Below are 14,335 nucleotides of genomic sequence, written 5' to 3' on the forward strand. Positions count from 1 at the left end.
GCTGAGCAGCAGATCTTCACTCAGTGCCCATTCTTGCCACGCCCTCCGGCTTTGGGCAATCCCCTTGACTTTGAGAGAATTAAGACCATGCCCCTATCCACTGTGCATTTACTCCGCCACGGCGAGGTCCATAATCCGGACCGCGTCCTCTATGGCCGGCTGCCTAATTTCCGTCTCTCCGAGCTTGGACATGAGATGGCCCAGCGGGCGGCGGACTACTTTGCCCAGCGGGCCGAAGACGGCGCCAAGATCAGCTACTTGGTGGCCTCGCCGCTTACCCGCGCACAGGAGACCGCTCAGCCCACTGCCGTCGCGCTGGGGCTCGAAATCGTGACCGATGAGCGGATCATCGAGGCGGAGAACCGTTTCGAGGGACTCTCGGACGTCAAGCGGCACCTGCGGGATCCGCGGCACTGGCGGTATTTGCGCAACCCGATGCTGCCGTCCTGGGGCGAGCCCTACGCCGGGCAGGTCGCCCGGGTCATGGAAGCGGTGCAGGATGCCCGGCACGCCGCCGTCGAACGCGGCGGAGAGGGTGCCGAAGCAGTGCTGGTGAGCCATCAGCTGCCCATCTGGGTGACCCGGCTGGCAGCCGAACACCGCAGGCTGTGGCATGACCCCCGCCGTCGGCAATGTACTTTGACCTCGGTAACCAGTCTGAAGTTCGACGGCGAACGCCTCGTCGGGGTCGAATACTGCGAGCCCAGCGCCGACCTTTTGCCCGGTGCGGCGAATATCCCGGGAGCGTAATAGAATTACTACGCGTTGTAGAAGTGGGATACTTCCCAGCCCACGAAGAAAAGTGTGATTGTGACTGCCCAAACCCCCCAGCCGTTCAACCGCCGTTCCCTGCTGAAGCTTAGTGCGGGACTGGTCTTTGCCCTGCCCCTGGCCGCCTGCACCGTGGAGGATTCCCTCGCCCAGCAGGCCAACGCCGGCGACAACAAAAACTACATCGCCGGGGACGGCTCGGTGACCGAATACGACGCCGCCACCCGCGGCGAGCCGGTCCAGCTGTCCGGAAAGCTTTTCGACGGCACCACCGTGGAGGCCGCCGATTTTGCCGGCCAGGTCACCGTGCTGAACTTCTGGTACGCAGCCTGTGCGCCGTGCCGGCTGGAAGCCCCGGACCTGCAGGCCTTGAGCGAGGAGTTCGCCGACGAGGCGCAGTTCTACGGCGTGAACATCCGCGACGAACAGGCAACGGCCGAAGCCTTTGAGCGCAATTTCGGCGTGACCTACCCCAGCTTTAATGACAAAGACGGCGGCATCCTGCTGGCAATGACCAACTACGTCCCGCCGCAGGCCGTCCCCACCACGCTCGTGCTCGACAAGAAGGGCCGGGTAGCTGCCCGCATCCTGGGCGTCGCGGACAAGGGCACGCTGAAAGCGCTGATCAGAGACACAGCGGCCGCCTGACCGTGGAACTGACTGCGGCCTACGTCCCCCTGAGCATCGGCAGCGCCTTCGGCGATACTGTCCTGAACGGCTCCGTCCTGCTCGCCATCCCCGTGGCTATGCTGGCGGGGCTGGTGTCTTTCCTGTCCCCGTGCGTCCTGCCACTGGTCCCGGGCTACCTGGGCTACGTGACCGGACTGACCGGCGTGGACCTTGAACGCCAGCGCCGCGGCCGGATGCTCGCCGGCATCGGCCTGTTTGTGCTGGGCTTCTCCATTGTCTTCGTGGCCATCGGGGCGGTGTTCGGGCAACTGGGAGCCTGGCTGAAGGGATCCGAAGCCGCGTGGGTTACGCAGGCACTCGGCGTCGTCGTTATTGCGATGGGCGTGATCTTCATGGGCGGACTGTCCTGGTTCCAGCGCGACCGCAAGATCCATTCCCGCCCGCCGGCCGGACTCTGGGGCGCCCCGGTCCTAGGGATGACCTTCGGACTGGGCTGGGCGCCGTGCATCGGCCCTACATTCTCCGCGGTCCAGGCGCTGGCATATTCCGGCGGTGCCGATGCGACCAAGGGGGCCTTCCTGGCCTTTGTCTACTGCCTGGGTCTCGGCATACCGTTCCTGTTGATCGCGCTCGGCGTGCGGCGGGGCATGGGCGCCATGGCATTCTTCCGCAAGCACCGGCTGTTCCTGCAGCGGGCAGGCGGGGCACTGCTGGTGATTCTCGGTGTGCTGATGGCCAGCGGGATGTGGGGGACCTGGGTAACGCAATTGCAGGACTGGTTCGCAAATGAAGTGAGGCTCCCCATCTGATGAGCGAAACACCTAAGACTCCCGAGAAGCCCGCGTCCGAGACATCCCCGACGCCGGGCACGGAGCAGGCAGGACCCGCCGGCAAGGCGGATGCCGCACGCGGCTGGGGCCCGGCGAAGAAGGACAAAATGCCTTCGGCGAAGAACGACGTCGCCCTGCCCGCCTTGGGTTTCGTCGGCACCTTGCGCTGGATGTGGACCCAGTTGACAAGCATGCGCACGGCGCTGTTCCTGCTGCTGCTGCTGGCCGTCGCCGCGGTGCCGGGCTCGCTGTTCCCGCAGCGGCCGGCGAATCCCGCCGTCGTCACCCAATACATCACTGACAACCCGGAAACCGGCCCCTGGCTGGACCGTTTCCAGCTGTTCGATGTCTACTCGTCGGTCTGGTTCTCGGCGATCTATCTGCTGCTGTTCATCTCCCTGATCGGCTGTGTAGTCCCGCGCGCCATCCAGCACTGGAAGGCCATGCGTTCCCAGCCGCCGCGGACCCCGCGCCGGCTCTCCCGGCTGCCGGAATACGGTTCGATGGCGCTGCCGTCCGATCTGGAGGTCACGCGGGAATCCGCCGTCGACGACGCAGCCCGCCTGCTCAAGCGCCGCGGTTACCGGGTGGAGGTGCGCGGCAAGGACGGCGCCATGCCTTCAGTCGGTGCCGAGCGGGGCTTCCTGAAGGAAATCGGCAACCTGGTCTTCCACGTCTCGCTGATCGGTGTCCTGGTCTCCGTGGCCGTGGGCGGGCTGTTCGGCTACCGCGGGCAGAAGATCATCGTCGAGGGCGAGTCCTTCGTCAACACCTTGGTGGGCTACGACAACTTCTCCCCGGGCAGCAATTTCCACGAGGACCAGCTGGAGCCGTATTCGATGCAGCTGGACAGTTTCGACGTGGTCTTCGACCGTGAATCGGACACCCATTACGGCCAGCCCCTGGACTTCACCGCCGTCCTGACGACGAAGGAATCTCCCGAGGCGGAACCGGAGCAGCAGACGCTGAAGGTCAATGAACCGCTGTCCATCGGCGGGACGAGCGTGTACCTGGTTGGCAACGGTTATGCACCGGTCGTGACGATCCGCGACGGCGAAGGCAACATCGCGCTGCAGGGTCCTGTGGTTTCGGTGCCCAACGACGGTGCCTACACCTCCACCATGGTCATCAAGGTCCCGGACGCCCAGCCGGAGCAGCTGGGCTTTGTAGGCTTCTTCCTGCCCACCGCGGTGGAAGGTTCCGACGGCGTGGCCGTAGGCAGCGACCCGGATCCGTTCAACCCGCGGCTGTACCTGAACGGTTACTACGGCGACCTCGGCCTGGACGAGGGCGACCCGAAGAACGTCTTTGTGCTCGACACCTCCACCCTGACGTCGATGAGCGACGGCGAGGACGAGGCCGGCGAATTCTCCCTCGGCGCCTACGAAAGCTACGAGCTGCCGGACGGGCTGGGCACCGTCACCTTCGACGGACTGAAGCGCTACGTCGCCCTGGACATCGACCACGACCCGGGCCAGGCCGGCGCGCTGGTGTTCTCGACGCTCGCTATCATCGGCCTGAGCGCCTCCCTGTTCATCGGCCGCCGCCGCGTCTGGGTTCGTGCCGGTACCCACGAGGACGGCCGGACCATGGTTGAGTGGGGACTGCTAGCCCGCGGCGAAGACCCCAGGCTGGAAGGCGAATCTGCGGCCCTGCACAAACTCTTCGAGAAGGAATGGCTGGCCAACCAGGACCAGCAGGCAGACAATAACAAAAGCGCCGTCGGCGTAAAGAACTCCTAAGGATCCCCTCCAATGCCCTCCATTGACGAGACGCTCGGCCAGTACAGCGAGCTGTTCATCCTGCTGGCTGCCATGGCATACACCGTGGCGTTCATTGCCTTCTGCTGGGACCTGGCAACCTCCAGCAAGACCATCCGGTCGGTCGAATCCCGCCTGGCCCGCGAACAGTCCGAGCAGAAGGTCCTGGCCGGAGCAGGCGGTGGCGTAGCAGCCGGTTCCGGCGGAAAAGCGGGGGCCGACACGTCTGTCGAGACGGCTGACGAAGCCATGGTCTACACCAAGGAACGCCGTGTTGCCGCTCGTATTGGCGTTGCCATTACCGTTGTGGCTGCCCTCGTCCACGCGGCCGGCGTGATCTCGCGGGCCATCGCGGCGCACCGCGTGCCGTGGGGCAACATGTACGAGTTCTGCACCACCGGCGGCTTGGTTGTCGCCGTCGTATTCCTGCTGGTCCTCACCCGCAAGGACGTACGCTTTCTGGGCTCGTTTGTTATCGGCCTGGTTGTCATCATGCTGTGCGCGGCTGCGATCGGCTTCCCGACGCCGGTGGCCCATCTGGTGCCGGCGCTGCAGAGCTACTGGCTGATCATCCATGTCTCGATCGCCGTGATCGCCTCCGCTTTGTTCACCCTGACTTTCGCCATGTCCGTGCTGCAGCTGCTGCAGGCCAACAGGGAAGCCCGCGCCCGTGCCGGCCAGCCTGAGCGAATGGGCTTCCTGCGTCTTGTGCCGTCGGCGCTGTCGCTGGAGAACTTTGCCTACCGGGTGAATGCCATCGCGTTCGTGCTGTGGACCTTTACCCTGATGGCGGGCGCCATCTGGGCCGAGAAGGCGTGGGGCCGCTACTGGGGCTGGGACACCAAGGAAGTCTGGACCTTCGTGATCTGGGTGGTCTACGCCGGCTACCTGCATGCCCGCGCCACCCGCGGCTGGACCGGAACCCGGGCCGCTTGGCTGTCCATCGTCGGCTACCTCTGCGTGGTCTTCAACTTCACCATTGTGAACGTCTTCTTCTCCGGGCTGCACAGCTACTCCGGGATCCAGTAAGCGGACCGCTACACTAGCTATCTGAACGGGGCCTGCGCACTGGACAACCAGTGCGCAGGCCCCGTTTCTTGTCCTCCGGTTCCCTGCAAGGAGCCGCCTTGCAACCCAGTATCGGGACGCGCGAACTAGCGGGGGAATCGTTACGACGGCGGGGGTTGCGTGGAGCGTGGAGCTGCGGCTGGCTCTCCCGGATCGATATCAGTCAAGGCATCAAGTACCTGATCTGCGCCAAGCGCTAGCTGATCCAAATGCGGCGTTGCGAATCCAACACAAGACCCTTTCTGCTGTCCGCATCACGCCGACGCCGACGCCGACCATGACGATAACGATGAGGAGAAGGGTTAGCTGTCCCGCACTGGGATCTTCTGACGAGCGGCCGCACACCAGGTCCTGGGATCGAGGCGCGATCGGTGAGGAACGCCTCGGCGCCCGGCTAAATGCCCTGGCCGCCGTTTGAAGCTGTTCGGAAGCACCCTAAGGGATCGGCTTACGGAGACCGAGACCAAAGCAGGCTCACTCGGTGCGGCGCTCTCGCTTTGCGCCGGCCTTCTGGATTGTCCCGGCCGAGGACCGGTTCACGACCGCGCTCGATTCCTTTCCGGTCCGGTTGGCCGGATCTGGCTACCTGCTGGCGGGGTGCGCTTCGAGCCAATCGAGTACCTGTTGGGGGTGGGTGTTCGGGGGAAAGATTGGGTAGAAGACGTGCTCGATCTGTCCGTCGCGCAGCACGAGGGTCAGGCGCGTGTAGAGGCGGTCGTGGCCCGGTGCGTCGAACGTGGGCAGGTTCAGGGCGTCGGCCAGCGCCAGGCGTTCGTCGGAGAGCATTGTGAAGGGCAGGTGGAGGCGGTTGACGACCTCTGCCTGGTACTCCGTGTCTTGGGTGGAGAGGCCGAACACCCGTGCGGCACCGGCTGTGTGGAGGTCCTCGAAGTGGTCGCGGAAGGCGCAGGCCTCGGTCGAGCAGCCGCGCGCTCCCGGTATGGCGTCCCATCCGTCGGGAAGGTCGGTCCCGGGGCGGCCGGTGAGTGGGTACAGGTAGATGATGGTCCTGCCGGGGCCCAGGTTCGCGAGATCGACGACCTTCCCGTCGCTGGTGGGAAGTTTTAGCGGCGGCAGGTTCATGCCTGGCAGGTGGTCTGCCGCTCCATCGTCCTGGGGAACGGGAAGGTTGTCCGGAAGCGTGGTGTAGTCGGTCATCATGGTCTCCTTGTCGAATGTGCGGGATGCGCCGTGATCGAGCCGGCGCTTGAGTTCGTCGCGACGGGTGGTGAGGACGGCGATCATGCGGTCCAGCTCGGCGATGGTGTCGCGGTACACGGCCAGCGAGGCCACGCATTCGTCGCTGTGTTCGTGTCCGGAGTCCAGGCACTCGATGAACGGCGCGGCCCTGCTCGGGGCGATGCCGCTCCCGCTTAGCTCTCGGATTTCGGCCACCAGACGCAGATGGTCCTCGTCGAAGTCGCGGTACCCGTTCGTGCGCCGCGTGGGCGTGATCAGGCCAATCCGCTCGTAGTAGCGGATGGTTTTGGTCGACACTCCCGCGCGGATGGCCAGCTGGCCAATTCTCATCTCTTCACCTCCACAGCCACCCTAAACCTTGCCCTTGGGGTCAAGGTCAAGCCTAAGGGCGTGCTGCGCGGCGCGCAGACCTGCGGGCGGATGTCGGGGGAGGGGAATCGGGTCGGGCGCTGGGGATGGCTACCGGACGGGCCGGTTGGCAGGCGGAGGCCTCACCGCGGGCCTGTTGCTTCATCCTGACGCTTCAACCACTGGTGGAAGTCCTTGGGCCCGTTGAAGTGCGCGCCTGTCACGGCCTCTACTTCGGGGGCCATGTCGGGGCCATCAACTACGAGTGCGTGGCCTGCCGCGAGGGATACGGCTTTGAAGGTGGGCAGGCCGCCGCGGTCGTCTCCAACAGTCGCGGGCAATGCGATGTTGCATCGTGGCGTGGCGTGGCGTGGTGTGACGTCGTGGCGGTTTGCGGCTGGTTCCACTCACACGCTAGGCGTTCGCTCCGATGGGAGCGTTTTGGCGACCGGTAACAGCGATGACGGCCAATGCGACACTGCGAGCTGGCACCTCTCCTCAACCGACTAACGAGCGGCTTACGCGCGGCGCGGGGCGCCATTTAGCGCCGCAGATAAGCCGCCATTTAGCGCTGCGATTCACAGCTCAGCGTGCGTCGCCTCTGCCGTCAGTGTCCTCCTCTACATCGACTTCGTCTCTACTGCCTCTAACCTCGTCGCGTCCGTCTATCAGAGATTCTGGCTTGGGAGGGCGCCGAACTACTGTTGGTCTGCCTGCGGGGAGGGCCGGACAGGTGTCAACGCGCATATGAAGGATGTGTGCGGCAACCCGGAGCCACCATTTACGAGACCGGCGAGCACGGCATCGGCCGCAGGAACTGGGACGAGCTGGATCTGGTCATCAACTGGAAGTCCTATCTGGACGCGCCGGAGCGCTACCTACGGCACATTCTGACCTGAAGCGTCCGCGGAGACTGCGCCGTCATGACTCCGGCTGCCAGGACGTCGGCCGCTGAGACGACGGCGCAGCACGGCGTCCAGCAGACTCGCTGCGAGCACACCTGTTCCATAGGACACCAGGTCCAGCATGCCGAACGTGGTGCCGAAAACCAGGCGCGCCGGCGGGAAGATTTCGCCGAGTGCGGCGGGCACGGACGAAAGCTGGAAGAGTTCGACGGCGGTGCACACCGCCAATGCGGCAGCTGCGATGAGCGCGCACGGAATCCGCGGAGCCACGACGGCCGCCAGAAGGTAGATCAGCACCGCGTAGAGCGCGTCGCCGGTGTGGTTGGTCCAGGTGCCGCTGCCGATGAACCGGACCAGCAGCCCCGCAGCGATGGTTAGCGCGGCAGCGGCGAGGAGGGCCCGCCGTCGTAATCCGTCAGCGCGGGGTGTTCGGATTTTCCGGATCCTCTTCGCTGACCTGGTTCGTGCCGCTGTGGTTGGTACCGCTGCGGCCCTTGTCCTTGGCCTGCTTCTTGAGTTCCTCTTCGCGCTTTTTCAGCGCTTCCTCGCGCTGGCGTTGCCGGCGCTGCACGTCCAGGTTGCGCAGGAACGCGACGTCCTCATCGGGAGCCATGGGCCGGCGCGGCGCGGCCTGCTGGGCCTGTTTTGAAGCGCGCGGCCGCCCGAAGGCAAACCAGAGCAGGGCGCCGATGAGCGGAACCAGGATAATGGTGAGGATCCAGCCCGGTTTGGAGATGCTGCGGACTTCTTGCGGCCGCGAGCGGATGCACTCGATCAGCGCATAAACAATGATTGCGACTGCGAGTACAACGAGCATTATGTAGACACGGGCCATGCATTAAGTGTAGTTGAGCCGGGGCGTCGCCACTGCCCGTGTAGCAGGCTTTCCGCTCTGAGCGCGACCGGAGGCCCGGCTGGCGCCGACAGCGTAAACTTGTGTGGTGGCTTTCTGGAAATTTACCGCTCTGCGGCTGGGTATTGTTGCCGTTATCTTCGTCATCTGCATGTGGCTCGGCGTAGGCCTGATCTTCTCCGCCCTCGTGGCTGCCGTGGCCGGATGGTGCATCACGTACCTGTTCTTCCGTGAAATGCGCGACGCCGCTTCGGAGTCCCTGCGGCATCGGTTCTCCGGTAACGCCGCGCCCCTGCGGACCTCGACCGAGATCTCGGATGCGATGGCCGAAGACGAGGCCGTGGACCGCTACGGCGAGCTCCGAGTGGACTCGGACCGCAAGCCCAAAGACACCAAACCCGAAGACAAGCCGACGGCGGACTGACCGCTACATCAGCCGGGTCAGCGCCAGACCCAGCGAGAAGGCGACGGCGAAGCACAGGTTGATGATGCCGGTCTGCTTGAGCACCGGGATCAGGTCCTTGCGCTTCTTGCCCTTGAGCATGACCCAGCTGGGCATCAGGCACACCGGGGCCAGCAGCAGCACCAGCAGGATCCACGGATGCTCGTTGACCAGGACCAGTGGCAGCAGGATGGCAACGGCCAGCATCATCACGTAGCTGATCCGTGCGGCCTCGTCGCCCAGCCGGACGGCCAGCGTGATCTTCCCGACCTCGCGGTCCGTGGGAATGTCCCGGACGTTGTTGGCCATCAGCAGCGCCGTGGCGATCAGCCCGGTGCCCACCGCGCCCACGAAGGAAGCCCAGCTGACCTGTAGGGCCTGGGTGTAGGTGGTGCCCATGGTTGCCACGATGCCGAAAAACAGGAACACGAAGACTTCGCCCAGGCCCCGGTAGCCGTAGGGGTTGCTGCCGCCGGTGTAGCCCCATGCGGCAATGACACAGCCGGCCCCCACCAGCAGCAGCGGCCAGGTCTGGGACAAAATAATCAGGGCCAGGCCGGCGAGCAAGGCCAGCCCGAAACAGCCGAAGGCCGCGAACTTCACCGACTTCGGCGAGGCCACCCCGGAGGCGGTCAGGCGGATGGGACCTACCCGGACGTCGTCGGTGCCGCGGATACCATCCGAATAGTCGTTTGCATAGTTGACGCCAATCTGGAACAGCAGGGCGATCAGCAGCGCCAGCAAAGCCCGCGTGGGGTCGAAGGCTTCGAGGTCGAAGGCCGCGGCGCTGCCCACGATGACCGGGGCAGCCGCCATGGGTAGCGTGCGGGGGCGTGCGCCTTCAATCCATTGGGCAACTGTAGCCACGTGAAGATCCTGCTTTCGTGAACGGTAATGATGGCGGCGGACCGGATCCGGTGCCGGCCGCAGTGAACTATTCTCGCTTATCGCCGGCGGGGTGTGCGTATCAGCCGGCTTCGCGCAGCGCCCGCGCCACGGCCAGCCGGTCCGGTTTGCCGTTTGCCAGCAGCGGTAGGGCCTCCAGCCGCACGAGGATGCGCGGCACCGCGGCCGGCCCCAGCGCCTCGCGGACCGTCCGGCGGATCAACTCATCGTCGGCAGAACCGACGACGGCGGCACCCACCCGGGTGCCCCACTCCGGGTCCTCGACACCGGCCACCAGGGCGGCCTCCACCCCGGGGACGGTCTCGACGGCCGCACACACTGCGGCGGCGGAGATCTTGACGCCACCGGTGATGAGCACATCGTCTGCCCGCCCGCTGACGGTCAGCACGCCGTCGTGCATTTCACCCAGGTCCTCGGTAAGGAACCAGCGGCCGGCAATGCCGTCCTTGTCCGGCACGGTACTGAAGTGCGCGTTGGTCAGCTCGGGATTGTCGAGGTAGCCCGAGGCCAGCACGTCGCCGCCGATGGAAATCCGGCCCTCGTCGAGCCGCAGCTGCACGCCGTCCAGCGGGACGCCGTCGTAAACACAGCCGCCGCAGGTCTCGCTCATGCCGTAGGTGCGGACAATCCGCAGTGAATGTTTCCGGGCCGCCGCGCGCAGGTCGTCGGGCATCCGGGCGCCGCCGAGCAGGATGGTGTCGAAGCGCCGCAGCACCTGGACCGTCTCCGGGGACGGGTCGGTGAGCAGCCTGTGCAGTTGCGTTGGGACCAGCGAGACCAGCCGGAACCTGTCCGTGAGTTCGCCGGCCGCCGTGGTGAACGCCTCCGGCGTGAAGCCGTCCGACAGGTCCATTACCCAGGGCCGGGTGCCCGCGTAGAGCGAACGCACCAGCACCTGCAGACCGGCCACATAGTTGGGGCTCAACGTCAGCAGCCACTGGCCCTCGCCCTGCAGCCGCATGGCCGTGGCCATCGAGGACGCAGCCAGCGCATCAATGCCCAGCATGGTGGCCTTCGGCGTGCCCGTAGAGCCCGAGGTCCGCACTACCGCTGCGGTCTCCGGCGCCAGGCCCGCCGAGGCAACCGGCTCGGGGGTTCCATCGGGTGCGATTTCGACGGCGGGGCCCGCGCCTGCCAGCGCGGCCGAGAGCGCTTTCAGCGCCGGATCGATGTTCATCCGGGCATCCCTAGAAGTAGTGCGGGAAGCGGGACCAGTCGGGGTCGCGCTTTTCCAGGAAGGCTTCCTTGCCCTCCACTGCCTCATCCGTCATGTAGGCCAGCCGGGTGGCCTCGCCGGCGAAGACCTGCTGGCCGGCAAGCCCGTCGTCCGCGAGGTTGAAGGCGAACTTGAGCATGCGGATGGCCTGCGGCGACTGCCGGGCGATATCCGCGGCGTACTCCAGCGCGGTCTCCTCCAGCCGATCATGATCCACGGCCTCGTTCACGGCGCCCATCCGGACCATGTCTTCGGCGGAATACTCGCGGGCCAGGAAGAAGATCTCGCGGGCGGCCTTCTGGCCGATCTGGCGGGCCAGCAGCGCCGAGCCGTAGCCGGCGTCGAAACTGCCGACAGTGGCATCGGTCTGCTTGAACTTTCCGTGCTGGCGGGAGGCGATGGTCAGGTCCGCGACGACGTGGAGGCTGTGCCCGCCGCCGGCCGCCCAGCCATTCACGACGGCGATGACTACCTTGGGCATGGTGCGCATCAGGCGTTGGACTTCGAGGATGTGCAGCCGGCCGGCGCGGGCCGGGTCGATGGTTTCCTGCGTCTCGCCGTCGGCATAGCGGTAGCCGTCGCGGCCGCGGATCCGCTGGTCGCCGCCGGAGCAGAACGAGTGCCCGCCGTCCTTGGGGGAGGGGCCGTTGCCGGTCAGCAGGACGGTCGCCACATCCGGCGTCATCCGGGCGTGGTCCAGTGCGCGGTAAAGCTCGTCCACCGTGCCGGGCCGGAAGGCATTGCGGACCTCGGGCCGGTTGAAGGCGATGCGCACCGTGGGCAGATCGCGCAGCACGGCGCCGGACGCGTCCCGTTCCACCTGGCGGTGGTACGTCATGTCCTGAAAATCGAAACCGGATACTTCGCGCCAGTGGGCGGGGTCGAAGACATCCGACACCTTTGCGGGCAGGGCGGTGGCCAGTGCGTGGTTGCTGGCTTCCGGTGCGGCGGCGGTGGGCGCGGGGGCAGAATTCTCAAAGCTCACATAGCGAGTTTAGCCTTGGGCCCAAAACCGGCCTGTCACGTGAGGCAGAATTCGTTGCCTTCCGGATCGGCCATGGTGTACCAGCTGTACGGTCCCTGCTGGGCGTCGTACAGGAACTTGGCACCGCGGGCTTCAAGCCGCGCCCGGACCACGTCCCTGTCATCGCCGGCAAGGCGCACATCCCAGTGCAGCCTGTTCTTCACCGTTTTCGGTTCCGGAACCGGCTGGAAGAGGATCCGCCGGCGGTCTGGCAAGTCCTTTTCCTCCGGCGGAGAGATGGCGGCGCCGGCCCGCCAAACCAGCATGCCGTTATGCGTGATGGTGTCTTCCTCGCGGGCGTGGCCCTGGGCGATCATCTCCTTGATGAACTCAGGGTCCGTTCGCTCCAGCGTCCAGCCCAGGGTTTCGGCCCACCAGTCGGCCTGGGTATGGGCATCGGCGCAATCCACGACTATCTGCAAGTTGTAGGTCATGCTTCGACGGTAAGTGCCCGGCCAATCGTCCGCCAGAGTCTTCAGGACAACTTTTGTCCGCGAAGGCGGTGGTTAATCCGGCACCTGCGGCGTCCACTGCCCGCAGCTGCACCGAGGGGCGCTGAAACGTTGACAACTCCGTCCCGGCACTCACACACTGGGAGGCATGAAGCTGTAACCCGCTTTCGTCCATTTGCCTGCCCGCTGCGACCCGGTCCTCTGACGGATACGCCCGCAGGCATAAGTATTCGACGCAATGGGGTTACGTTGACCGCTCATATTCATCTCTCACACCTTTCGCACGGCTATGGCGGCCGCCTCCTGCTGGACAACGTCAGCCTTGTCATCCCGTTCGGCGAACACCTGGCCATCATCGGCGAGAACGGCGCGGGCAAGTCCACCTTGCTCAGGCTGCTGGCCGGTCTCGAACAGCCGGACGCCGGAACCGTTGCCGTGCATGGCACCCACGGTTACTTGGGGCAGACGCTGGATCTGCCGCCGTCGTCCTCCGTTGGACAGGCCATCGACGCGTCCTTGTCCAGGCTGCGCGCCATGGAAACGGAACTCCGCGGGCTCGAGGCCGCCATGGCCGGTGGCAAGGAACAGGAAGGCGGCCGGTACGACGAACTGCTCGCGGCTTACCGGCTGCGCGATGGCTACGCCGCGGATGCCCGCGTGGACAGCGCGCTGAACGGGCTGGGTCTGGGGCATGTCAGCAGGGACCGGATGATCGGCTCGCTCTCCGGCGGTGAACAGGGGCGCCTCGCGCTCGCCTGCCTACTGGCGGATCCTGCGCCGGTCCTGCTGCTGGACGAGCCGACCAACCACCTGGACAACAGCGCCGTCGAGTGGCTGGAACATGCCCTCGCCGCGCACCCGGGCACCGTCGTCGCTGTTTCGCATGACCGGACCTTCCTGCAACGCGTCGCCGCCACAGTGGTGGAGGTGGACGCGGACCGGCGCACCTTGGTGCGCTATGGCAACGGATACACCGGTTATCTGCGCGAGAAGGCGGCCGAGCGCCAGCGCTGGGCCCAGGCCTACGGCAAGTGGCTGGATGCGGTGGCGGCGGAAAAGGCGAAAATCGCCCGGCACCGGGAGCAGTTCGGCGACGTTCCGGACCGCCCGGATAAGGACAAGATGGCCTTCTCCTACAAGACCACTACTGTGGAGTCGGCCCGGACCAGCCGGCTGCGCAACGCCCAGAAACGGCTTCGCAGGCTGCAGGCCCAACCGGTCCAGCGGCCGCCCGAACCGCTGAAGCTGGCCGCGGACTTCGGCGGCACCAACCTAACCGGAACCATGCTGGAGGCAGCCGGCATCATTGTTGAAGGCAGGCTGCAGGTGGACGGCCTTCAACTGTCGGCCGGGCAGAAACTGCTGGTCTCCGGCCCCAACGGCGCGGGTAAAACCACGCTGCTGGATGTGCTGGCCGGTCGGCTGGTCCCGGGCAGCGGGACTGTCTCGCGGCGCGGGCGGCTGGGCTACCTGCCCCAGGAGCTTGCCCCGCCGGCCCGCTCGGCGCACCGGCTGCTGCAGGCCTTCGGCGCCGGGCTGCCCGGCGATACCGAGGAGCACGCGGAGAAACTGCTGGCCCTTGGGCTGTTCCGCACGGCGGATTTCTTTGTGCCCGTCGGGGCGCTGTCCGTGGGGCAGTACCGCCGGCTGGCGCTGGCGCGGCTGATGGTAGGACACTACGACGTGCTGCTGTTCGATGAGCCCACCAACCACTTGGCTCCGGCGTTGGAGGGCGAGCTGGAGGAAGCGCTCGCCGCCTACGCGGGAACTCTCGTCATGGTCAGCCACGACCGCCAGCTGGGTGCCTGGTTCGCCGGGCGCTTCGGCGGCACCGGACCCGGCGCGGAACTGCGGCTGGTTGCCGGCCGGGTCGCGTCCTTCCCAGTGCCTGTCTGACCCATGGGCTACTGTGTTGGGCAGACCAACGCGG

General features: G+C 66.0%; 17 protein-coding genes. 9 read left to right on the top strand and 8 right to left on the bottom strand.

Annotated features, from left to right (window positions below):
• Positions 1-87 precede the first annotated feature (87 nt).
• The 5 genes from AC3A4M_RS00250 to ccsB all read left to right on the top strand — a co-directional run bounded on the left by AC3A4M_RS00250 (position 88) and on the right by ccsB (position 5,020).
• Positions 88-750: a histidine phosphatase family protein gene (locus tag AC3A4M_RS00250; RefSeq protein ID WP_498733066.1), complete on the top strand. Its 663-nt coding sequence runs from the start codon at positions 88-90 to the stop codon at positions 748-750.
• 54 nt (positions 751-804) lie between these two features.
• Complete coding sequence (locus AC3A4M_RS00255) at positions 805-1,419, top strand: TlpA family protein disulfide reductase (RefSeq protein WP_498733068.1); 615 nt, start codon at positions 805-807, stop codon at positions 1,417-1,419.
• A 35-nt stretch (positions 1,420-1,454) separates the two neighbouring features.
• Positions 1,455-2,210: a cytochrome c biogenesis CcdA family protein gene (locus AC3A4M_RS00260; RefSeq protein WP_498734063.1), complete on the top strand. Its 756-nt coding sequence runs from the start codon at positions 1,455-1,457 to the stop codon at positions 2,208-2,210.
• A 128-nt stretch (positions 2,211-2,338) separates the two neighbouring features.
• Positions 2,339-3,973 carry a cytochrome c biogenesis protein ResB gene (gene resB / locus AC3A4M_RS00265; RefSeq protein WP_498734064.1) on the top strand — a complete coding sequence of 545 codons (1,635 nt, stop codon included), beginning with the start codon at positions 2,339-2,341 and terminating at the stop codon, positions 3,971-3,973.
• A 12-nt stretch (positions 3,974-3,985) separates the two neighbouring features.
• A complete protein-coding gene (gene ccsB, locus AC3A4M_RS00270) occupies positions 3,986-5,020 on the top strand; it encodes a c-type cytochrome biogenesis protein CcsB (RefSeq protein WP_498733070.1) in 1,035 nt (344 codons plus the stop codon).
• Positions 5,021-5,641: 621 nt separating this feature from the next.
• Here ccsB and AC3A4M_RS00275 read toward each other — a convergent pair.
• A complete protein-coding gene (locus tag AC3A4M_RS00275; protein WP_498733072.1) occupies positions 5,642-6,589 on the bottom strand; it encodes a MerR family transcriptional regulator in 948 nt (315 codons plus the stop codon).
• Between the two features lie 161 nt (positions 6,590-6,750).
• A complete protein-coding gene (locus tag AC3A4M_RS00280; RefSeq protein ID WP_498733075.1) occupies positions 6,751-6,948 on the bottom strand; it encodes a hypothetical protein in 198 nt (65 codons plus the stop codon).
• Between the two features lie 4 nt (positions 6,949-6,952).
• Between AC3A4M_RS00280 and AC3A4M_RS00285 the strand changes: the two genes are divergently transcribed.
• Both AC3A4M_RS00285 and AC3A4M_RS00290 read left to right on the top strand, forming a co-directional pair.
• On the top strand, positions 6,953-7,117 hold the full coding sequence (locus AC3A4M_RS00285) for an RCC1-like domain-containing protein (protein ID WP_498733077.1): 165 nt from the start codon (positions 6,953-6,955) through the stop codon (positions 7,115-7,117).
• A gap of 248 nt (positions 7,118-7,365) precedes the next feature.
• Entirely contained in the window at positions 7,366-7,506 is a 141-nt protein-coding gene (locus AC3A4M_RS00290; protein ID WP_498733079.1) for a hypothetical protein, read from the top strand.
• On the opposite strand, the gene AC3A4M_RS00295 is transcribed toward AC3A4M_RS00290, so the two are convergent.
• Entirely contained in the window at positions 7,486-7,956 is a 471-nt protein-coding gene (locus AC3A4M_RS00295; protein WP_498734065.1) for a ribosomal maturation YjgA family protein, read from the bottom strand. The genes AC3A4M_RS00290 and AC3A4M_RS00295 overlap by 21 nt on opposite strands.
• Complete coding sequence (locus AC3A4M_RS00300) at positions 7,928-8,347, bottom strand: PLD nuclease N-terminal domain-containing protein (RefSeq protein ID WP_139004588.1); 420 nt, start codon at positions 8,345-8,347, stop codon at positions 7,928-7,930. The genes AC3A4M_RS00295 and AC3A4M_RS00300 overlap by 29 nt, the downstream gene beginning before the upstream one ends.
• 106 nt (positions 8,348-8,453) lie before the next feature.
• Here AC3A4M_RS00300 and AC3A4M_RS00305 point away from each other — a divergent pair, with 106 nt between their 5' ends.
• Positions 8,454-8,789, top strand: a complete 336-nt coding sequence (locus tag AC3A4M_RS00305) for a DUF4229 domain-containing protein (protein WP_498733081.1) — start codon at positions 8,454-8,456, stop codon at positions 8,787-8,789.
• A gap of 3 nt (positions 8,790-8,792) precedes the next feature.
• On the opposite strand, the gene AC3A4M_RS00310 is transcribed toward AC3A4M_RS00305, so the two are convergent.
• The 4 genes from AC3A4M_RS00310 to AC3A4M_RS00325 form a co-directional block, all read right to left on the bottom strand.
• Entirely contained in the window at positions 8,793-9,674 is an 882-nt protein-coding gene (locus tag AC3A4M_RS00310; protein ID WP_498732037.1) for a 1,4-dihydroxy-2-naphthoate polyprenyltransferase, read from the bottom strand.
• Between the two features lie 100 nt (positions 9,675-9,774).
• The gene (locus AC3A4M_RS00315) at positions 9,775-10,890 is read right to left on the bottom strand and encodes an AMP-binding protein (protein ID WP_498733083.1); all 1,116 of its coding nucleotides are present in this window, start codon (positions 10,888-10,890) and stop codon (positions 9,775-9,777) included.
• 10 nt (positions 10,891-10,900) lie between these two features.
• Positions 10,901-11,851 (bottom strand): 1,4-dihydroxy-2-naphthoyl-CoA synthase, encoded by a 951-nt coding sequence (locus tag AC3A4M_RS00320; protein ID WP_498734066.1) that lies wholly within the window; start codon positions 11,849-11,851, stop codon positions 10,901-10,903.
• 98 nt (positions 11,852-11,949) lie between these two features.
• On the bottom strand, positions 11,950-12,387 hold the full coding sequence (locus tag AC3A4M_RS00325) for a VOC family protein (protein ID WP_498733085.1): 438 nt from the start codon (positions 12,385-12,387) through the stop codon (positions 11,950-11,952).
• 267 nt (positions 12,388-12,654) lie between these two features.
• Between AC3A4M_RS00325 and AC3A4M_RS00330 the strand changes: the two genes are divergently transcribed.
• A complete protein-coding gene (locus AC3A4M_RS00330) occupies positions 12,655-14,301 on the top strand; it encodes an ABC-F family ATP-binding cassette domain-containing protein (protein ID WP_498733087.1) in 1,647 nt (548 codons plus the stop codon).
• The last annotated feature ends 34 nt before the right edge of the window (positions 14,302-14,335 follow it).

The sequence above is a fragment of the Arthrobacter sp. Soil_C_60 genome (assembly GCF_057656375.1).